Source organism: Corallococcus sp. RDP092CA (assembly GCF_041903675.1).
Classification (GTDB): domain Bacteria; phylum Myxococcota; class Myxococcia; order Myxococcales; family Myxococcaceae; genus Corallococcus.
This window is the reverse complement of sequence record NZ_JAYESI010000004.1, coordinates 96,873-116,800: the sequence shown is the minus strand read 5'-3', so window position 1 is coordinate 116,800 and position 19,928 is coordinate 96,873. Positions and strand designations below refer to the sequence as shown.

19 protein-coding genes are annotated in these 19,928 nt (G+C 71.3%); 11 read left to right on the top strand and 8 right to left on the bottom strand.

Annotated elements, in window-relative coordinates; all coding sequences use genetic code 11:
• Nucleotides 1-1,293 (bottom strand): O-acetylhomoserine aminocarboxypropyltransferase/cysteine synthase family protein, encoded by a 1,293-nt coding sequence (locus U8525_RS06560; RefSeq protein ID WP_374262554.1) that lies wholly within the window; start codon nt 1,291-1,293, stop codon nt 1-3.
• A gap of 408 nt (nt 1,294-1,701) precedes the next feature.
• On the opposite strand from U8525_RS06560, the gene U8525_RS06555 reads away from it, so the two are divergent.
• Nucleotides 1,702-1,881, top strand: coding sequence for a hypothetical protein (locus U8525_RS06555; protein WP_374262551.1), 180 nt, complete (start codon nt 1,702-1,704; stop codon nt 1,879-1,881).
• On the opposite strand, the gene U8525_RS06550 is transcribed toward U8525_RS06555, so the two are convergent.
• Nucleotides 1,854-2,480: a glutathione S-transferase family protein gene (locus U8525_RS06550; protein WP_374262548.1), complete on the bottom strand. Its 627-nt coding sequence runs from the start codon at nt 2,478-2,480 to the stop codon at nt 1,854-1,856. The two genes, U8525_RS06555 and U8525_RS06550, sit on opposite strands and share 28 nt — an antisense overlap.
• A gap of 109 nt (nt 2,481-2,589) precedes the next feature.
• Nucleotides 2,590-3,570: a hypothetical protein gene (locus U8525_RS06545; protein WP_374262545.1), complete on the bottom strand. Its 981-nt coding sequence runs from the start codon at nt 3,568-3,570 to the stop codon at nt 2,590-2,592.
• A gap of 85 nt (nt 3,571-3,655) precedes the next feature.
• Between U8525_RS06545 and U8525_RS06540 the strand changes: the two genes are divergently transcribed.
• Nucleotides 3,656-4,843, top strand: coding sequence for a cytochrome P450 (locus tag U8525_RS06540; protein WP_374262542.1), 1,188 nt, complete (start codon nt 3,656-3,658; stop codon nt 4,841-4,843).
• 10 nt (nt 4,844-4,853) lie between these two features.
• On the opposite strand, the gene U8525_RS06535 is transcribed toward U8525_RS06540, so the two are convergent.
• The 4 genes from U8525_RS06535 to U8525_RS06520 all read right to left on the bottom strand — a co-directional run bounded on the left by U8525_RS06535 (nt 4,854) and on the right by U8525_RS06520 (nt 8,319).
• A complete protein-coding gene (locus U8525_RS06535) occupies nt 4,854-5,702 on the bottom strand; it encodes an aldose epimerase (RefSeq protein ID WP_374262539.1) in 849 nt (282 codons plus the stop codon).
• Nucleotides 5,703-5,706: 4 nt separating this feature from the next.
• A complete protein-coding gene (gene pruA / locus U8525_RS06530; protein ID WP_374262536.1) occupies nt 5,707-7,362 on the bottom strand; it encodes an L-glutamate gamma-semialdehyde dehydrogenase in 1,656 nt (551 codons plus the stop codon).
• 140 nt (nt 7,363-7,502) lie between these two features.
• Nucleotides 7,503-7,883: a response regulator gene (locus tag U8525_RS06525; RefSeq protein ID WP_374262533.1), complete on the bottom strand. Its 381-nt coding sequence runs from the start codon at nt 7,881-7,883 to the stop codon at nt 7,503-7,505.
• A 151-nt stretch (nt 7,884-8,034) separates the two neighbouring features.
• On the bottom strand, nt 8,035-8,319 hold the full coding sequence (locus U8525_RS06520) for a hypothetical protein (protein WP_374262528.1): 285 nt from the start codon (nt 8,317-8,319) through the stop codon (nt 8,035-8,037).
• 369 nt (nt 8,320-8,688) lie between these two features.
• Here U8525_RS06520 and U8525_RS06515 point away from each other — a divergent pair, with 369 nt between their 5' ends.
• From U8525_RS06515 to U8525_RS06485, 7 genes are all read left to right on the top strand, one after another.
• Nucleotides 8,689-12,339: a protein kinase gene (locus U8525_RS06515; protein ID WP_374262526.1), complete on the top strand. Its 3,651-nt coding sequence runs from the start codon at nt 8,689-8,691 to the stop codon at nt 12,337-12,339.
• Nucleotides 12,340-12,366: 27 nt separating this feature from the next.
• On the top strand, nt 12,367-13,044 hold the full coding sequence (locus tag U8525_RS06510; protein WP_374262523.1) for a 2-hydroxychromene-2-carboxylate isomerase: 678 nt from the start codon (nt 12,367-12,369) through the stop codon (nt 13,042-13,044).
• A complete protein-coding gene (locus U8525_RS06505; protein WP_374262521.1) occupies nt 13,041-13,691 on the top strand; it encodes a hypothetical protein in 651 nt (216 codons plus the stop codon). The genes U8525_RS06510 and U8525_RS06505 overlap by 4 nt, the downstream gene beginning before the upstream one ends.
• Nucleotides 13,692-13,766: 75 nt before the next feature.
• On the top strand, nt 13,767-14,963 hold the full coding sequence (locus U8525_RS06500) for an acetyl-CoA C-acetyltransferase (RefSeq protein WP_374262519.1): 1,197 nt from the start codon (nt 13,767-13,769) through the stop codon (nt 14,961-14,963).
• A gap of 43 nt (nt 14,964-15,006) precedes the next feature.
• Nucleotides 15,007-15,222, top strand: coding sequence for a hypothetical protein (locus U8525_RS06495; protein WP_374262516.1), 216 nt, complete (start codon nt 15,007-15,009; stop codon nt 15,220-15,222).
• Between the two features lie 194 nt (nt 15,223-15,416).
• A complete protein-coding gene (locus tag U8525_RS06490) occupies nt 15,417-15,614 on the top strand; it encodes a hypothetical protein (RefSeq protein ID WP_207047995.1) in 198 nt (65 codons plus the stop codon).
• Nucleotides 15,615-15,748: 134 nt separating this feature from the next.
• Nucleotides 15,749-16,480 (top strand): DUF1751 domain-containing protein, encoded by a 732-nt coding sequence (locus U8525_RS06485; protein ID WP_374262512.1) that lies wholly within the window; start codon nt 15,749-15,751, stop codon nt 16,478-16,480.
• Nucleotides 16,481-16,504: 24 nt separating this feature from the next.
• On the opposite strand, the gene U8525_RS06480 is transcribed toward U8525_RS06485, so the two are convergent.
• Nucleotides 16,505-18,145, bottom strand: coding sequence for a sigma 54-interacting transcriptional regulator (locus U8525_RS06480; RefSeq protein ID WP_374262509.1), 1,641 nt, complete (start codon nt 18,143-18,145; stop codon nt 16,505-16,507).
• 144 nt (nt 18,146-18,289) lie between these two features.
• Between U8525_RS06480 and U8525_RS06475 the strand changes: the two genes are divergently transcribed.
• Complete coding sequence (locus U8525_RS06475) at nt 18,290-19,165, top strand: dioxygenase (protein WP_374262506.1); 876 nt, start codon at nt 18,290-18,292, stop codon at nt 19,163-19,165.
• 34 nt (nt 19,166-19,199) lie between these two features.
• Nucleotides 19,200-19,829 carry a YceI family protein gene (locus U8525_RS06470; RefSeq protein WP_374262503.1) on the top strand — a complete coding sequence of 210 codons (630 nt, stop codon included), beginning with the start codon at nt 19,200-19,202 and terminating at the stop codon, nt 19,827-19,829.
• The last annotated feature ends 99 nt before the right edge of the window (nt 19,830-19,928 follow it).

The following is a 19,928-nucleotide window of genomic DNA, read 5'->3' as shown; positions in this document are numbered from 1 at the left end:
TCAGACCGCGCCCAGGGCCTGATCGAGGTCGGCCACGATGTCGTCCAGGTGCTCCAGGCCCACGGACAGGCGCACCAGGTCGTCGGTGACGCCCGTGCTGGCGCGCTCCTCCGGGGTGAGCTGCTCGTGCGTGGTGGACGCGGGGTGGATGATGAGCGAGCGCGTGTCGCCGATGTTCGCGAGCAGGCTCCACAGCCGCACGCCGTCAATCACCTTGCGCCCGGCGGACAGCCCGCCCTTCACGCCGAAGGTGACGAGCCCGCCGAAGCCGCCCTTCAGGTACTTCTTCGCGTTGGGGAACGAGGGGTCGTCCTCCAGGCCCGGGTAGCGCACCCACGCCACCTTCTCGTGCTGCTTGAGCCACTTCGCCACCGCGAGCGCGTTCTGCGAGTGCCGCTCCAGCCGCAGCCGCAGCGTCTCCAGGCCCAGGATGAACGCGTGCGCGTTGAAGGGGCTGAGCGCCGGGCCGATGTCGCGCAGGCCCTCCAGCCGGGCCTTGAGGATGAAGGCCGCGGGCCCGAAGGCCTCGCGCAGGCGCAGGCCGTGGTAGCCGGGGTTGGGCTCGGTCAGCTCCGGGAACCTGCCGTTCTCCCAGGGGAAGTTGCCGCCGTCCACGATGACGCCGCCGATGGAGGTGCCGTGGCCGCCGATGTACTTGGTCGCGCTGTGCAGCACGATGTGCGCGCCGTGGCGCAGCGGGTTGAAGAGGGCGGGGGACAGCGCGGTGTTGTCCACGAAGAGCGGCAGGCCCGCTTCCTTCGCCACGGCGCCGATGGCGTCGAAGTCCGGCACGTCCAGGCGCGGGTTGCCCAGCGACTCCAGGTAGAGCGCCTTCGTCTTCGGGCCAAGGGCCTGGCGGAACGCGTCCGGGTTGCCCGCGTCCACGAACCTCGTGGTGATGCCCAGGCGCGCGAGCGTCACCTTGAAGAGGTTGTACGTGCCGCCGTAGAGGCTGGCGCCGGAGACGATCTCATCCCCCGTCTTGAGGACGTTGAGGATGCCCAGCGTCTGCGCGGCCTGGCCGGACGCGACGGCGAGCGCGCCCACGCCCCCTTCGAGCGCGGCGATGCGCTTCTCGAAGACGTCCGTCGTGGGGTTCGTGATGCGCGTGTAGATGTTGCCGAACTCCTTGAGGCCGAAGAGCGCGGCGGCGTGGTCCGCGTCGCGGAAGCGGTAGCTGGTGGTCTGGTAGATGGGCACCGCGCGCGAGCCCGTGGTGGGGTCCGGCGAATAGCCGGCGTGCAGCGCGAGCGTGTCGGGGTGGAGCGGGCGTTCGTCGTGGGGCGTGCTCATGGCAAGGGACTCCTGTTCGCGTCGCTCCGGGAGGAGCGCGCGTGGCGTGAAGGCAGAGGGGTGGCGGGGACGTCAGGGCACTGCGGGCGGTGGGGAGGGCTTCAGGACTTCAGTGGGCGCTGCGACGCTCCTCGGCAGGGTGCGAGAGCGGAGGCCCGGAACGACGAAGCCCACCGACCCTCGCGGGTGGGTGGGCTCCGGTTGGCTCGCCAGGGGCAGGCTGTGCGTCAGCCTACCGCGGCGGGCTTGGGCCCACCCGGAACAGGCATCGAACACATGCACATGGCGGAGGTGACGAACATTCTGCGAGAACAAGTAGCGGCGATGCCGAGACCTGTCAAGCCACCCTCCGGAGCGGCGCCGCGCATGTCGCGGATCCGTGACGCGGATTCACTGCGTATTCCCAGAATGAAGTCCTTCTCCCGCCATGCCCTGCGGGCCTCTCTCTTCCTCGCCGCGTGCGCCAGGCCCGCGCCGCCCACGTCCGTGAACCAACGCAAGGGCTTCCACACGCAGTTGAAGGTGGAGCCGGCGCATCGCGCGCCCGCGCGTAGCCCGCGTCAGCGCACGTGCGCGTTCGCGGTGTAGGGCGGCACGGGGCCCAGGAAGCCGGGCTGGGCCTTCACGCGCTCCAGCCAGGCGCGGACGGATGGGTAGGGCGTCAGGTCCACGCCCGCCTCCGGCGCCAGGTGCGTGTACGCGAAGAGGCAGAGGTCCGCGACGGTGTAGCGCTCCTCCACCAGGAACGCGTGCTTGCCCAGGTGTCGCTCCATCGAGGCCAGCGCGCGCTCACCGCCCTGCACGCGGTTCCGGACGACGTCGGACCCCGGCCGCTGCCGGCCGGTGAGGAGCCAGAAGCGCGCGGTGCCGAGGTTCGGCTCCACCGTGTTCTGCTCGAAGAACATCCACTGGTGCACCTGCGCGCGAGCGAAGCGGTCCTCGGGCAGGAAGCGCGTGCCCTCCGCGAGGAACAACAGGATGGCGTTGGACTCCGCGAGGAACCGCCCCGGCTCCGGCTCCAGCACCGGGATGCGGCCGTCCGGGTTCTTGTTCGCGTGGAAGTCCGCCGTGTGGCTCTCCCCCGCGAAGAGGTCCACCGGCACCAACTCGTAGGCGAGGCCGAGCTGCGCGAGCAACGTGCGGATCTTGTAGCCGTTCGCGGAGGGCAGATAGTCGTAGAGGCGCATCCCAGGCTCCCAGGAAGAGGATGCGCCTCACGCTAGGAACTTCACGCCTCCCCCGCACTCCGCTTCTTGCGATGGAAGCACCCACGCGAAGCGGAGCAGGGCGGGATGCCTACTGCCCGGTGGCCTCGCTCCACACCTCCGTGACGCGGCCCACCTGGTCGAACGCGCAGTGCTCGGCGCCCGCGATGACCTTGTCGTTCACCGGGAACCCGAGCCCGCCGAAGTACGCCTTCGCGTCCTGGATGTCCGGGTACAGGAAGTCCAGGTCGCCATAGGTGAACCAGAACTGCGTGCCGCCGCGCAGCGCCGCGTTCGACGCGTCCCAGTCCATGCTGCCCGTCCACGGCTTCTCACCGCCGCAGCTCAGCGCGTAGATGCCCGGGTAGCGGTCGCCGTAGCGCGGCAGGAAGCTGGCCGTCAGCTCGATGGAGCCGCCCGACGAACCGCCGAAGAGGATGGGGCCGTCCTGGATGTCCCAGCCCTTGCGCAGCGCCTCGATGAGCGACGCCAGCTCCGCCGCGTTCCTGCCCTCCAGGTCGCGCGCCTCGATGGGCGCGTCCGTGGAGCAGTCCGTGCGCTCCGGCACCGTCCACCACGCGCACTTGTTAGGCGCGAGCGCCGTCACGTAGAGCGTGTTGTGCCCGTACGTCCAACCCCCGTGCGTGAACAGCGAGCGCGGGTTGCTGCCGTTGTACGTGGCCGCGCCGTCGCCGTGCAGGTAGATGGCCAGCCGCATGGGCGCGGGCGTGATGCCCTGCTTCGGCTCGATGTACTTCACCTCCGTCGCGCCCACCTGCGCCACGCAGTACGTCAGCGTGCCCGCGTCCGTGCTCACCGTGCCCGTCTTGCTGCACGCGAGCTTGCCGGAGCCGTGCGAGCTGCCCGTGCCCGCGTCCACGTCCGTCCCGGCATCCGTGCCCGCGTCCACGTCCGTCCCGGCATCGGCGCCGGTGCCGGCGTCCACGTCCGTGCCCGCGTCGTGGCCCGCGTCGGTGGTGGGGGTGCCGGAGTCAGGCGTGACTTCATCGGGGTCGTCGGAACACGCGGACAGACCCAGGGCGAGGACGGCGGCGAGGACGAAACGGGACATGGTGACTCGAAGGAGGGGAGGCGACGCCTCTGTTCAGGGCCAGTATATCGGGTATAGTTTTCCAGCCTTGAAAGGAAATTCTTTCATGACTGGACGCGTGAACCTGATGGCGCCGGAAGTCCGGGCCAATCCCTACCCCGTCTACGCGGAGCTGCGGCGCAACGCACCCGTGTGTCAGGTGGAACCCGGTGGGCTCTGGGCCATCACGCGCTTCGAGGACGTGGCCGCCGCCTTCAAGAACCCGCAGGTCTTCTCCTCCGCCGGGGTGCGCACCACCACCGCGCCGCCGTGGCTGGGCCACAACCCCTTCTCCGAGTCGATGATCGTCATGGACCCGCCGCGCCACATGCGGCTGCGCGCGCTGGTGAGCCGCGCGTGGACGCCCACGGCGGTGAACCGGCTGGAGCCGCGCATCCGCGGCTTCGCGCAGTCCCTGGCGGAGCGCCTGTCCCCGGAGCGCGAGGTGGACTTCGTGGACGCCTTCGCCATGCCGCTGCCCGCGAGCGTGATTGGCGAGCTGTTCGCCTTGGACCCCACGATGACGGCCCGCTACAAGCGCTGGTCGGTGGACCTGTCCAGCGTGTCCGGCACCACGGAGCAGGACACCCACCGGCACGCGTCCATCCGCGCCACGGTGCGCGAGATGGAGGACTACCTGTCCGACGTCGTCGCCGAGCGCCGCCGCCACCCCCAGGACGACATGGTGTCCGACCTGGTGAGGTCCCGCGTGGACGGCGAGGCGCTCACCGACGCGGAGGTGATGAGCTTCCTGTTCCTGCTGGTGGTGGCGGGGCTGGAGACCACCGTGCAGCTCGTCAGCCACTGCGTGCGCCTCTTGATGGAGCAGCCGCACCTGGTGGCCCGCCTGCGCGAGCAGCCGTCCCAGGTGGGCCGCTTCGTGGAGGAGGTGCTGCGCTACGAGCCCTCCGTGCATGGGCTCGTGCGCGTCACCACGAGGGAGACGGAGGTGGCGGGCGTGGTGATCCCGGAGGGCGCGCGCGTGGCGCTGATGATCGGCTCCGCGTGCCGCGACGGCGAGCGCTTCAAGGACCCGGACACCTTCGACATGGACCGTGAGGGCGTGAACAACATGCCCTTCGGCCACGGCATCCACTTCTGCCTGGGCGCGCCGCTGGCCCGCCTGGAGGCGCGCGTGGGGCTGGAGGTGCTCTTGTCCCGCTTCACGCGCTTCACGCCCACGGGCCCGGTGAAGTGGAACACCTCCCTCACCGTGCGCGGCCCGCTGAGCCTGCCCCTCATCCCGCACGCCTGAGACGCGCGCGTCACGCCTCGATGTCGAACGCGAGCGACACGCGCTCGTCCGGGGCCACGTGCAGCAGGCCCTCGCCGGTGGCCAGCGCCCCGGCGGCGGCCGTCCACGGCTCCACGCAGACGAAGTCCTTCCCCTGCAACGTCCACACGACGAGCAGGCGGAACTCCTCGCTCCACGACAGCTTCACGGGAGACAGCCCCGGCCCACGCTCCAGCACCGTGCCCGGCGCCGAGTGGTCGCGCAGGTGCATGTCCACCTCCTGCGCCGTGAGGTCCAGGCCGGTGAAGGGCACCTCGTGCTTCGCGAGGTTGTCCCACGCGTGCGTGGCGTCCGTCTCCACGCGCGCCTTCGCCTTGTTTCCTTGTGGCACGCGGAAGTACGGGTGGTAGCCCAGGTGCAGCGGCATGGGCCGCGTGTCCAGGTTCGCCACGTCGAAGTCCACCGTCAGCCGCCGGCCCGTGAGCGAGAACACCAACTGCGCGTCGAAGGCCCACGGGAACTGGCGCAGCGTCTCCTCCGACGAGGAGAGCCTCAGCACCAGCATCGATTCGTCCGCCTGGCGCACCGTCCACGGCAGCTTCCGGGCGAAGCCGTGCTGCGGCAGTGTGTACGCCTTGCGGTCCGCCGGATATGTGTCCCCGGGCAGGGGGCCGGCGATGGGGAAGAGCACGGGGATGCCGCCGCGCACGTTCTTCGTGAGGTCGGCGACGGTGCTCTCATCCAGATAGAGCACGTCCTCGCCGTCCACCACCATGCGCGTGACGAGCGCGCCGCGCGTGGGAATGATCTCCACGCGGCAGCCGCCGTCCTCCAACGCGTAGGTCTCCAGCCCCGCGATGCCCTGGAACGGTTCGCTCATGGGACTAGAGGGCCCCTTCCTTCGGGTCGCTGTCCATGAACGGGTAGGGGACCTTCACCGGCGGCGCGAAGTTCTCCTTGATGGTGCGCGGGCTGGACCAGCGGAACAGGTTGATCATCGACCCGGACTTGTCGTTGGTGCCGGACGCGCGGCTGCCGCCGAAGGGCTGCTGGCCCACCACCGCGCCCGTGGGCTTGTCGTTGATGTAGAAGTTGCCCGCCGCGTTGCGCAGGCCGCCCATCATCTGCTCGATGGCCTTGCGATCGCGCGCGAAGATGGCGCCGGTGAGCGCGTAGCTCGCGGACTGGTCGCACTCCTTCAGCGCCTCCTCCAACTTTGCGTCCGGGTAGACGTACACACCCACCAGCGGCGCGAAGATCTCCTCCGTCATGATGCGGTGGCGCGGGCTGTCGCACTGCACCAGCGTGGGCTGCACGAACCAGCCCTCGCGCTTGTCCGTGCCGCCGCCCGCGACGATGGTCGCGTCGCTGCCGGACTTCGCCAGCTCGATGTAGCCGGACACCTTCTTGAACGAGCGCTCGTCGATGACGGCGCCCATGAAGTTGCGGAAGTCCGCCACGTCGCCCATCTTGATCTCACCGATGAGCGCCTGGAGGCGCGACTTCAGCCTGGGCCACAGGGACTCCGGCACGTAGACGCGGCTGGCCGCGCTGCACTTCTGGCCCTGGTACTCGTAGCCGCCGCGCACGATGGCGACCGCGAGCGCCTCCAGGTCGTCCGCCGCGGACGGGTGCGCGAAGATGAAGTCCTTGCCGCCCGTCTCACCCACCAGCCGCGGGTACTGCTTGTAGCGGCCGATGTTCTCTCCCACCGTCTTCCACAGGTTGTTGAACGTGGGCGTGGAGCCGGTGAAGTGGATGCCGCCCAGGTGGGGGCTCGCCAGCACCGGGTTGCCCACCGTGGGGCCGTCGCCGGGCAGCATGTTGATGACGCCGTCGGGCAGGCCCGCCTCGCGCATCAGCTCCAGGCTGTACCACGCGCTCAGGGCCTGCGTAGAGGAAGGCTTCCACAGCACCACGTTGCCCATCAGCGCGGGCGACAGGCAGAGGTTCAGGGCGATGGAGGTGAAGTTGAACGGCGCGATGGCGAAGACGAACCCGTCCAGGGGCCGGTAGTCCGTCATGTTCCACGTCTGCGCGGAGTTCTCCGGCTGGATGGAGAGGATCTGCTGCGCGAAGTGGACGTTGTAGCGGAGGAAGTCGATGAGCTCGCACGACGCGTCGATCTCCGCCTGGTGCGCCGTCTTCGACTGGCCCAGCATGGAGGACGCGTTGAGCAGCGGGCGGTAGCGCGTGGCGAGCAGCTCCGCGGCGCGCAGGAAGATGGCCGCGCGCGCGTGGAAGGGCATCCGCGCCCAGTCCTCCTTCACGCTCATGGCGTTCTGGATGGCCTGCTCCACGTGGCCCGCGTCGGCCTCGTGCAGGGTGGCCAGCACGTGCTGGTGTCGGTGCGGCATGCGCACGGTGTCCGTCTTGGCGGACTTCACGTGCTTGCCCCCGATGACCACGGGGATGTCGATGCGCTCCCCGCTCATGCGCTTGAGCGTGGACTGGAGCTCCGCGCGCTCCGGGGTGCCGGGGGCGTAGGAGAGGACGGGCTCGTTCTTGGGAGCCGGGACGCGGGGGAAGGCGTTGAGCACGCGAGGACCTCGGGACGAGAGAAGGGGAAATTCGGGCAAGGTATAGCCCTCCCCGTGGCCCAGGTCAGTGACAGAAGCGCGCCGCGTCCTCGCCGTGACACCCGGCCCCGCGGGCACCCGGCCCGGCGCTCGCCCGCGGCCTAGGCGGTGGCGCCCCTCGCGCGCTGCAGCACGGCGTGCAGCTGCGCGATGAGGTACGGCGGCTTCACCGGCTTGACCAGGTACGCGTCCGGCTGCGGCTGCCCGGGCTCCTGCTCCGAGCGCGGCGGATAGCCGCTGACGAACACCACGGGCAGGTGCGCCAGGGAGGGCTCCGCGCGCACGCGGCGGCACAGCTCGTAGCCGTCGATGCCCTCCATGTTCACGTCCGACAGGAGCACGTCCGGCGGCTGCGCCAGCGCGTGCGCGAGCCCCGTCTCCCCATCCGCCGCCACCGTGCAGTCGAACTCACCCGACAAGAGCAGCCGCAGCGTCTCGCGCATGGTCCAGGAGTTCTCCACGATGAGGACCTTGGGCTTCACGGTGCATCGACTCCCGGGGAGGCAACCACGGACGGCTGAGGGGAACGGCGGGGCACAGCATCCCCCCGCCGTGCGCACCGGGCAAGAGGTCCCCCTGCACCCGTGAGAATCCACGAGAGCCTCCACCTCACGGGTTTGTCGCGAACGCGCCCTACCGCTCGGGTGGCGGGTTCACGAGCCCCCTCCGGGAAACCTCGGAGTCCGGCTCCTCGTCGCCTCGCGCCTCGCGCGCTGGCACCTCCGGGTCCAGCCACTCCGAGCCGCGCTCCACCTCCGCCTCCCAGCGCGTCTCCTCCAGCGGGCCGGGGTTCTCGTCCCCCCGCGCCGCGGCGCGGGAGCGCTCGCGGGCCCGCTCGGCGGCGCCCCGATCCAGCGCGTCCTCCACCTGTCCCCGGTCGCGCGGCTGGAAGTTCTTGGAGTCCTTGTCCGAAGCCATGGTGTCACCTCCGACGGGAAGGTGGGATGCACCTGCACGCCAGGGCAATGACGGCGCGCGCCAGGGCTGCCTGCCCGGCCGTGCGGGGACGTCGTGGGCGCGGGTTGGGAAGGCGGCCCAGCAGGCATCCGGGCCGGGGTGTGGCGCTTCTTCCAGCGGGGCGGTGAAACAGGGAACAGGAGTAGAGCGTGCACCTGCTCGGATGTCCCGGAGGCAGTGTCACTGAAACGTGCTATTCCTGGCGATGTCTGGATTCTGGAATCGGGATCCGGTCCTTCAAGCAGCCAGCCCCCTTGGCGTGTGAGCGACGACGAAAAAACAGCGGTGTTGGATGAGCGCACCCGCCCCCCGAGCACGTGGGGGGAGCGGATGCGTACGCCCATCACGTTGCCGGGCTCGGGCATCGGGGAGCGGCGCTCGCTGATCCCCGGCGTCATCGTCACCGGGCGCTACCGCGTGGAGTCGCTGCTGGGGGAAGGCGGCATGGGCCGCATCTGGCTGGCGGACGACCTGCAGGAGCGCCGGCGCGTGGCGCTCAAGGAGATGCACGTCCCCGCGGAGCTGTCCGCGGCGAAGGTGGAGGAGCTGGTGCTGCTGTTCCGGCACGAGTTCTTCGCCATGAAGAAGCTCCAGCACCCGTCCACGCTCAAGGTCTTCGACTGGGGCATGACGGAGGCCGGCAACCGCTTCATCACCATGGAGGTGGTGGGCGGCAAGGACCTGAGCACGCTGGTGCGGGACGCGCCGCTGGACACGCGCACGCTGTATCGCGTGCTGATCCAGATGGCGCAGGTGCTGGCGTTCATCCACTCGCGCCTGTACGTGCACTGCGACATCAAGGCCAGCAACGTGCGCATCACCGAGTCCGGCGCGGTGAAGCTGATGGACTTCGGCGTGATGCACCAGCTGGGCACGCCCAGCCCCGGCAAGCTGAAGGGCACGCTGGAGTACCTGGCGCCGGAGTGGCAGCGGGGCGCGAGCATCGACGGGCGCGCGGACCTGTACTCGCTGGGCGTGATGGCCTGGTACCTGGCCACCCGCAAGCTGCCCTTCAAGCGCAACAGCCCCGCGGTGCTGCTGGCGGACCACCTGACGCGCCCGCCGCCGCGCCCGTCCACGCTGTGCCCGGTGGATCCGCAGCTGGAGGAGATCATCCTCCTCTTGATGGCCAAGGACCCGCGCGAGCGCTTCCAGGACGCGGGCGAGCTGCTGGAGGCGCTCTGCCACGCCAGCGGCGAGCCCGTCCCCGAGGAGCCGCTGTCCGCGCGCGCCAGCTACCTGCACGTGCCGGAGGTGGTGGGGCGCGAGGCGGAGCTGGAAGGGCTGATGAACGGCCTGGCGGAGGCGGACTGGGGCCAGTCGCGCGCGGTGCTGGTGGGCGGCCCCGCGGGCGTGGGCAAGACGCGGCTGCTCCAGGAGTTCGAGCTCCAGGCGAAGCTCGCCGAGCTGCCCTTCGGCCGGGGCCAGTGCCGCGCGGAGGGGCTGGCCCCGCTGGCGCCCGTGGCGCAGGCCCTGCGCTGCCTGGTGCCGCACACGCCGTCGGAGCTGATGGAGCGGGTGAAGGCCCCGCTCGCGCGCCTGCTGTCGCCGGAGCCGCTCGACGGCGACCTGCACGAACAGCTTCCGGGCGAAGGCTCCGAGGAGAAGGCCGCCTTCTTCCAGGCGCTGTCGGAGTGGACGCACACGCTCGGCGGGCGGCAGTCCTTCGTGGTGTGCCTCGAGGACCTCCAATGGGCGGACAGCGCGTCGCTGGAGGCGCTCAACGTCGTCATCCGCGCGCTGCACGGCACGCGCGGCATGGTGGTGGGCACGTTCCGCTCGCAGGAGCTGTCGCGCCTGAGCCTCGCGTTCCAGACGGTGGACGAGAAGCTCACCTCGCGCGTGGACCTGGAGCCGCTGTCCGCCGAGCACGTGGCCACGCTGGTGGAGCTGGTGCTGCCGGGGCTGGACGTGCCGAAGGGCTTCGTGCGGCACCTGCACGAGACCACCGGCGGCAACGCCTTCTTCGCCACGGAGTGCCTGCGCATGCTGGTGGAGGCGGGCGCGCTCAAGCGCGTGGGCGGGCGCTGGGAGGCGGAGGCGGGGCTGGGCACGCGGCGGCTCCCGGCGAGCATCCAGGAAGCGGTGCTGATGCGCCTGTCCAACGCGCCGCCGGAGCAGGTGGCGCTCCTGCGCAAGCTGGCGCCCGCGGGCCGGCTGCTGGACCTGCCGCTGCTGCGCGCGCTGTCCGGCCTGCCGGAGGCGGAGCTGTTCGCCGTGCTGGACGGCATCGTGGAGCGGCAGTTCCTCCAGGACGTGGAGGGCCGCTACGTCTTCACGCACGACACCGTGCACCAGGCCGTCTACGACAGCACGCCGGAGGCGGAGCGCCGCCTGTACCACGGCCAGGTGGCGCGGGTGCTCCAGGCGCTGCCCTCGGGGCGCTCGGGCGTGGTGCGCGCGGTGGGCTGGCACTTCGCGCGCTCGGACGCGCCCGCGGAGGCCATCCAGCCGCTCCTGGAGGCGGGCCACGCGGCCATCGAGGCGGAGGCGCTGCTGGAGGCCACGCTGCTCCTGAAGGAGGCGGCGGCCCTCCTGGAGTCCGCGCCGGACTACCCGGGGCGCTCGGAGCAGCTCCTGCGCACGTGGGTGTCGCTGGTGGAGGTGGGCTACTCCAGCGACCCGCCGACGTCGGTGGCGTACGCGGAGCGGCTCTTCGCGCACTGGGCGGCCACGGTGGACGTGGAGGCCGGACGGCGCGAGGCGCTCTCCCGGCTCCAGTCCGCGCGCGTGGCCACGCCCGCGGAGCGCGAGGAGCTGCTCATCCCGCTCTTCCGCGAGGTGGCGGCGTGCGCGCGGATGACGCCGGTGGACGTCTTCTGGAAGCGCTCGGAGCTGCAGATCCTCCAGGGCATGGCGCTGGCCATCCTGGGGCGCACGGACGAGCTGGAGGCGCTCATCGCGCGCGTGGCCGCCGAGCACCCGGAGGACTCGCCGTACCGGGCGGGGCTGTCCGTGGCGCGCTCGACGCTGTGCGCGTACACCGGCCACTGGGCGGGCGGGGTGTCCGAGCAGCGCAAGCAGGTGCAGCGGCTGCGCGAGTTCCGCGACGCGGTGGGGCGCCCGCCCCGGCGGCTGGCGTGGGCGCTGGGCATGGGGGGCTACCTGCTCAACGCGAACCTGGCCCTGCGCGGCGAGCCGCTGGACGAGGCGCTGCTCCAGGACGGGCTCGCGCTGGCGGAGGCGCAGGGCTTCACCGACGTGCGCGCCTACCACCTCTTCGCGCAGGTGGCGCGCGCGGCCTTCACCGGCGACGGCGCCGCGTTCGCGTCCGCGCTCGCGCAGAAGCTGGAGCTGGTCCGGCGGCTGGGCAGCCCCCGGCTGATGGAGCGCAACCTGGCCCTCTTCACGCCGCCGTACTACCTGGAGCGCGGCGAGCACGAGCTCGTCGCCGCGGTGGTGTCGCGCGGCGAGGCCCTGTCGCGCGTGCTGCCCGAGGACCGCTGGCTGCGCGCGCACGTCCAGGTGTACCAGGCGTGCCGCGACGTGCTCTTCGAGGACGCGGCCGCCGCGCGCGAGTCGCTGCCCCGCGCCTTGGAGGCCGCGCGGCGGGGCGGCCTGCGCATGGAGACGCTGGTGCGCGTGTACCAGTCGCGCTTCGAGCGGGAGCAGGGCCGGCTGCCCGCCGCGCTCGCCGCCGCCGAGGCCGCGCTGGAGCGCGCGCTGGACCCGCGCTTCGCCAACCCCTGGGATGAAATCCTGGCCCGCCGCGCCCTGGCGCCGCTGGTGTCCCAGGAGGAGGGGGACGCGCACCTGCGCCACGCGCGCCTGCTGGCGGAGTCCACCGGCAACGTGCTCCAGATGGGCCTCGTCTACCTCCAGCACGCGGAGCGGCGCGGCGACCCGGAAGAGGCCCTGCGGGAGCTGGAGATCGCCGAGCGCGCCTTCGCCAACGCCCGGGCCACGCACCTCCAGCAGCTGGCCCAGTCGCTGCGCGGCCCGCTGGCGCGCCAGAGCGAGGACGTGAAGCAGAGCGCCTGACGGCCGGGTCGTGCATAGGATGGGGCCATGGCCTCCTCCCCCCTGCGCTTCTGCCTGGACTACCTGTCCCCGTACGCCTACCTCGCCTGGCTCCGCATGCCCGCCATCGCGCAGCGACACGGCCGTGTCGTGGAGCCCGTGCCGGTGCTGCTCGCGGGGCTGCTCAACGCCGTGGGCTCCGTGGGCCCGGCGGAGATCCCCGCCAAGCGCGTCTATCTCTTCAAGCAGACGTTCCGCATCGCGCACGAGCAGGGCGCGCCCTTCGCCCTGCCGCCCTCGCACCCCTTCAACCCGCTGTGGGCCCTGCGCGTGACGGCCGCCGTGGACGACGTGGCGGAGCGCACGCGGCTCACCACCGCGCTCTACTCGGCCGCGTGGGGCCAGGGCCGGGGCATCGAGACGCCGGAGCAGGTGGGCGCGGTGCTGACGGAGGCCGGCTTCGACGCGCGGGCGCTGCTGGAGCGCTCGCAGCTGCCGGAGGTGAAGGACCGCGTGCGCAGGAACACGGAGGACGCGCTGGCCCACGGCGCCTTCGGCGTGCCGTCCGTGCTGGTGGACGACGAGATGTTCTGGGGCGTGGACTCGCTGGGCCACCTGGAGCGCTACCTGGAGGGCCGCGACCCGCTCACCCCCGCGGACCTGGCGCGCTGGAGGGACCTGCCGGCCACCGCCACCCGGCGCCCGGATGGAAAGCCGCGCCCGTGAGCGTGCTCGGGCAACTGGGGGTGGCCGTCGCGGGGCTGGTGCTCGCGGGCGTGCTCCTGTTCCTCAACCTCTGGCGCGCGGTCCTCTACCTCTTCCCCCACACCGTCCGGGTGGAGCCGGAGGCCCCCGCGGACCAGATGGGCCTGCCGGACGGCTTGGGCCCCCTGGCGGGCCAGCTCCAGGCGCTGGGCTTCGCGCCGCTGGGCAGCCACGAGGAGAAGCCCCTCCTCCAGAAGGCCACCCGCTCCTACGACTGGGCGCACGCGGGCGAGCGCGTCTTCGCCACCCTCTACGAGGGGGCCGACCTGCTGCCCCGGCTCTACCTGCTCACCCCCCTGGCCTCCGGGGGCTTCGTCGTCACCGCCAGCTACCGGCGCCCCGCGCTGGACCTGCCCGGCTACCGCTCGGGCTCGCTGGAGGACGCCGCACCGGAGCGCCTGTTGCGCGCGCATGTGCGACGGCTCGAGGGGTTGGAGCGGGCGGGCCCGGAGGGCTTCACCTGGGAGGGGCGGGTCCAGGCGGCCAGGGCCTGGTACGAGGGGCTGGGGCGCAAGGAAATCCGCCGGCAGAACCTCCAGGGCCTGTTGTGGACGGCCATCGCGCTTGCCATGGTCGCCAGCGCCTTCCTGGGCCAGCGCGCGGGCTGACGGCCCCCTGGACGCTTTTTCCACGTCACGTCATGCGTGCACCGCGAGCCCTGGAAGAGTAGGGAGACGAGCACCATGAAGAGCGTGTCCAAGAACGAGGAAATCTACTTCCTGTCCGGCAAGCGCACCCCGTTCGGTACCTACGGCGGCAGCCTCAAGGACCTGAGCGCCACCGACCTGGCCGTGGAGTCCGCGAAGGCGGCCCTGGCCCAGGCGGGCGTCTCCCCGGAGCTCATCGAGCACGTGGTGTACGGCAACGTCGTCCAGACGAGCGCGGACGCCATCTACCTGCCGCGCCACGTGGGGCTGCGCACGGGCGTGCCGGTGCCGGTGCCCGCGCTGGGCGTCAACCGGCTGTGCGGCTCCGGCTTCCAGGCCTTCGTCACGGCCGCGGAGATGATGCTCACGGGCGGCGCGGAGGCGGTGCTGGCGGGCGGCACGGAGTCCATGAGCCAGGCGCCCCACGTCATCCGCGGCGCGCGCTGGGGCCTCCCGCTGGGCAAGGGGAGCCTGGAGGACATGCTCTGGACGGCCCTCACGGACAGCTACACGGGCAACGCCATGGCGCTCACCGCGGAGCAGCTGGCGGTGGACTACGGCCTCGGCCAGGACGACGTGGACCAGTACGCGGTGCTCACCCAGAAGCGCTTCGCCGCGGCGCAGGAGGCGGGCCGGCTGGCGGAGGAGATCGCGCCGGTGACGCTCAAGGGCAGGAAGGGCGACACGGTGGTGGCCCGGGACGAGCACAACCGCCCGGAGACCACGGTGGAGGGCCTGCGCAAGCTGCCCAAGGTGTTCAAGAAGGACGGCGTGGTGCACGCGGGCGCGGCCAGCGGCATCTGCGACGGCGCGGGCTCCATGGTGATGGCCACCCGCGGCTTCGTGGAGAAGCACGGCCTGAAGCCCATGGCGCGGCTCGTCAACTGGGGCGTCGCCGGCTGCGACCCGCGCATCATGGGCATCGGACCGGCGCCGGCCATCCGCAACCTGCTCAAGCGCGCGGACGCGAAGCTCACGGACGTGGACCTCTTCGAGGTCAACGAGGCCTTCGCGCCCCAGTACCTGGCGGTGGAGAAGGAGCTGGGCCTGCCACGCGACGCCACCAACGTCAACGGCGGCGCCATCGCCGTGGGCCACCCGCTGGGGGCCTCCGGGGCGCGCATCACCATGACGCTGGCGTACGAGCTGAAGCGCCGGGGCGCCCGCTATGGTATCGGGTCCGCCTGCATCGGCGGCGGCCAGGGCATCGCCGTGCTGATCGAGGCGCTCTAGGCGCGCGGGCGACGGGGCAGACGACTTCCGGACGGGACGTGAGATGAGCAACGAGGTGGACGCGAAGACGGCCCGCGAGCGGGCCAAGGCCATCGCCGAGCAGCGCCGCGCCGAGCGCCGCAACCGCAAGCGCCGCTGCGTGGTGTGCGGCGTGGAGGAGAGCGACAAGACGCCCCTGACGGCCCACCCGGAGGGCATTGGTCCCGCCTGCAAGGACGAGGTCAACTGCCAGACCCGGCGCGCCGCCGCCGGTCGCTGAGGCACCCGGCCGTGCGCCCACTCCGCCCGCCGCACTGTCGGCGGGTGGACGGTGGGCGGGGGCCCCTGCTGCTTCCCCGCGAAGGCCCGGCGGGGGCCGGACGCGCCTCCGGGGCCGGATTGTCGGGCCCGTTTCTTGATGGCGCTCCCGACTCGGGGTAAACATTTGTAATCTCTGGTGACACGAGGGTTGGAATGGGCGTTATCAGCTTCACGGGAGTCAAGGTGTTCTCCACCACGCTCGCGCGCGATCGCGAGAACATGGGTGAGAACATCACCAAGTGGCTGAAGGAGAACTCCTCCGTGGAGGTCGTGGACAAGATCGTCACGCAGTCCTCGGACAAGGAGTTTCACTGTCTGACCATCACGCTGTTCTACCGCCACAAGGCCTGACGGCCTCCCGGCCGGACTGAGGAAGGCGTGGGATGCGAGGGCGCTTCTCCCGGGTGACACCGGGTGGGGCGCCCTTCATCGTTTCTGGATTTGGGGTTGCGGACCGGGCGCTGTTCCACCACCTTTGGGCCTCTATGCGACCGATGCGGGGCTACAACCGAGGCGGCGGCGGTTTCGGCGACATGTTCCCGAGCCTGGATTCGATGGCCGCCAAGCTGGCGATCGCGTTCGTGGGCATCTCCGCCCTGTTCCTGGCGACGTCACGGGGGCAGGGCGCGCTGCTGCTGCTCAACCCGGCGGACGTCATCCTGCGCTTCCGCGTCTGGGAGCTGTTCACCTACGGCTTCGTGGCCACCGGGCCGCTGGGCATCCTCTTCGGCGGCCTCATCATCTGGTCCATCGGCGGCTTCCTGGAGTCCACCTGGGGCGGCAAGCGGCTGCTGCTGGTGGCGCTGGGCATCCCGGTGGTGGCGGGCCTCATCACCACGCTGCTGGCGCTGGTGATGCCCATGAGCGTCTACGCGGGCGGCACCGTGATGACGGCGGTGCTGTGGGTGGCCTACGGGCTCGTCATCGGCAAGGGGCAGACGAACTTCTGGGGCATCCCGCTGACGGGCAACTGGTTCGCGGCCATTGGCGCGGGCTTCACCGTGCTGAACATGCTGACCGCGGGCTCCTGGCGCGCGGTGGCGCCGGAGATCCTGGGCCTGCTGCTCGTCTTCGCCTACGTGCGCGGCGCGAGCCCCAGGCGGCTGATGCTCCAGTTGCAGCACTGGCGCCTGCAGCGGCAGCTGCGCGACCGCTCCAAGCACCTGCGCGTGGTGGACCGCAACCGCCCGTCGGATCGCGACCAGTACCTCAACTGAGCAGGAGGGCCCCGAGGCCGCCCGTCAGTGCGCGGCCTCCGGGTGGCCGTACTGCTTGAGCTTCCGGTAGAGCGTGGCCACCCCGATGTCCAGCTGCTCCGCGGTGCGCGAGCGGTTGCCGCCGTTCTGCGCCAGCACCGCGAGGATGTACTCCTTCTCCATGTCCTCCAGCCGGCGCGGGTTGCCGGTGGGCGTCAGGCTGGGCGGCGCGGCGCGCACCTCCTCGGGCAGGTCATCGCGCTCCACGCGCGGGCCGTCGCACAGCACCACCGCGCGCTCGATGGCGTTGCCCAGCTCGCGCACGTTGCCCGGCCAGGGGTAGCGCAGGAGCTGATCCGCCGCGTCCGGGGACAGGCCGCTCACGCGCGGGCCCAGCCGTTCGCCGGCCTCCGCCAGCAGCAGGCGCGCGAGGGGGAGGAGGTCCTCGCGGCGCTCACGCAGGGGCGGGATGCGCAGCTCGATGACGCGCAGCCGGTAGAAGAGGTCCTGGCGGAAGCGGCCCAGGCGGACCTCCTCGGACAGCTCGCGGTTGGTGGCGGCCACCACGCGCACGTCCACCTTGCGGCTGGTGTTCTCGCCCACGCGGCGCACCTCGCGCTCCTGGAGGACGCGCAGGAGCTTCGCCTGCATGGCGGGGGGCACCTCGCCCACTTCGTCCAGGAAGAGGGTGCCGCCGTGCGCCGCCTCGAAGAGGCCGGGCCGGTCGTGCGTGGCGCCGGTGAAGGCGCCCCGGGCGTGGCCGAACAGCTCGCTCTCCAGCAGGCTCTCCGTCACCGCGGCGCAGTTCACCGCGATGAAGGCCTTGGGCGCGCGGCCGGACTCCTCGTGGATGAGCCGGGCGACGCGCTCCTTGCCCACGCCGCTCTCGCCCGTGACGAGCACCGTGGTGTCCACCCTGGCCGAGCGCCGCGCCAGGTTGAGCACGCGCTGCATGGCCTCCGAGCGGGCCACCATGCCGGCCGGGTCCTCCGTCACGCCGGACACGCGCGCCAGCGACTGGCGCTTCGCGCGCAGCTTGCGCTCCGCCTGCCGCAGGGCCTCCGTCACCTGCCCGAGCACGCCCTCCATGCACTGCGTCTCATAGAAGCGCAGGAACTCCGTGCACTCGGTGCTCCACTCCTCTTCGGGGCGGCCCACGATGTGGCAGAGGGCGTCCCCCTTGCCCACGCACTTGAGCTCCGCGCAGTAGATGGGCTTGCCGTTGCAGTAGCTCAGGTACCCGGACGCGAAGCCGGTGAGGCTCCAGCAGACGGGCTCGTCCGCCCGCCCCAGGTGGAGCAGGTGCTGCTCGGCTTCATACGAGTCGCTCCACTGGGCCTCCGCGAAGGGCTCCGGGCCGTCCGTGTCCTTGCGCTCGATGCGCTCCACGCGCACCTGACCCATCAGCGTGTGCAGCCGGCCGCCCGAGCGGCGCCACTCCGCTTCATCCGTCCACGGCACCGCGGACTTCATCGCCTCCGCCGTCCGCCAGCCGTGCGCGTAGCCCAGCCGCGTGAAGATGCCGCGCGCGGCCGTCATCCCCAGCATCCCGATGAGCTCCTTGCGGAGGAGCCCCAGCGCCACCGGGTCCATCAACAGCGCCCGCTGCCCGGCGAAGCGGATGACCCCGCCCTTGGGCTCGAACGCCAGCAGCTCCCTCAAGTCCAACCCTTCCAGACCCGCCAAGGTGTCTCCTGGTGCCTTTCAGACTGATTCGCCTCTCTATCAATCTGAGAGGTGTTTCGCAGGGCTGTAACACGAAGCCTCGTCATTTCAGTGGGTTGTCATGTTGGCTGTGCTGGTCCCGGGGTTGCAGTACAAGGCGCCACGATGGCTTCCGGGGTGGACAGGCGCGTGGTGCTGCAAGGGGTGGCGGCCGCTGGGGTGGCGGGGGTGATGGGCGCCGGGGCCTCGGTGGCCCGGCAGGTGGCGCCGGCCCTGTTCGTCTCGCACGGCTCGCCCATGACGGCGCTGGACTCGGACGCGTATCCCCAGGCGCTCAAGCGCTTCGGTGACGGCGCGGGCGCGGCGAAGGCGCTGGTGGTGGTGTCGGCGCACTGGGAGACGGACTCGCGCGTGCACGTCACGGCGATGGCGGCTCCGCCGCTCGTCTACGACTTCTACGGCTTCCCGGAGGCGCTGTACCGGCTGCGGTACGCGCCGCCGGGCGCGCCCTCGCTGGCGCAGGACGTGGTGGCGCGGCTGTCCTCGGCGGGCGTGCCCGCGGTGGCGGACGGCGAGCGCGGGCTGGACCACGGCGTCTGGGTGCCGCTGCGGCACGCGTTTCCGGAGGCGCGCGTGCCGGTGTTGCAGGTGGCGCTGCCAGCGGACGCGACGCCCGCGCAGGTGGCGCGCATGGGCGAGGCGCTGCGTCCGCTGCGCGCGGACGGCGTGCTGCTCATGGGCAGCGGTGGGGTGGTGCACAACCTGCGCCGGGTGGACTTCCGGGCCAGGCTGGCGCCCGTGGAGCCCTGGGCCGCCGAGTTCGACGCGTGGGTCGCCGGAAAACTTGCCGCGCGTGACTTCCTTGGGCTTCAGTCATGGATGGATGCACCGAATGCCCGGGTCGCGCATCCCTCGCCCGAGCATTGGCTGCCCATCTACTTCGTCCTCGGAGCCGCCCTCCCCGAGGACCGCATCACCCCCGTGTTCGAGGGCTTCCATCACGGAACCTTGTCCATGCGCAGCTTCGCGCTGCGCGCATGAACCTCGCAGTCCGCAACCTCAAGGAGTCCACACCATGAAGATGTCGCTCAAGTCCGCCATCACGCTGCTCGCCGTCGCCGCCCCCTCGTTCGCCTTCGCGTCCACGTGGGAGCTCGACTCGTCGCACTCCAGCGCGCAGTTCGCCGTGAAGCACATGATGGTGTCCACCGTGCGTGGCGCCTTCAGCAACGTGAAGGGCACCATCCACCTGGATGACAAGGACATCACCAAGTCCACCATCGAGGCGACCATCGACGCGAAGACCATCAACACCAACGAGCCCAAGCGCGACGAGCACCTGCGCAGCCCGGACTTCTTCGACGTGGAGAAGTTCCCGACCATCACCTTCAAGTCGACGAAGATCGCGAAGGCCGGCAAGGACAAGCTGAACGTCACGGGCGACCTGACCCTGCACGGCGTGACCAAGCCGGTGGTGCTGGCCGTGGAGGGCCCGACGCCGGAGACGAAGGACGCGTGGGGCAACGTGCGCCGTGGCGCCACGGCGACCACGAAGATCAAGCGCAGCGACTTCGGCCTGACCTGGAACAAGGCCCTGGAGGCGGGCGGCGTGGCGGTGGGTGACGACATCACCATCACCCTGGACCTGGAGACCACGAAGAAGGACGAGGCGGCGGCTCCGGCGGCGGGTTCGACCACCAAGTAGTTTCCGCATTCCACGCCGACGCATGGAGATGAAGCGAGGGGCCTCGGGTGACCGGGGCCCCTCTTTTTTCGTGCGCGGTGGGGGCGGGTGGCGCCGCCC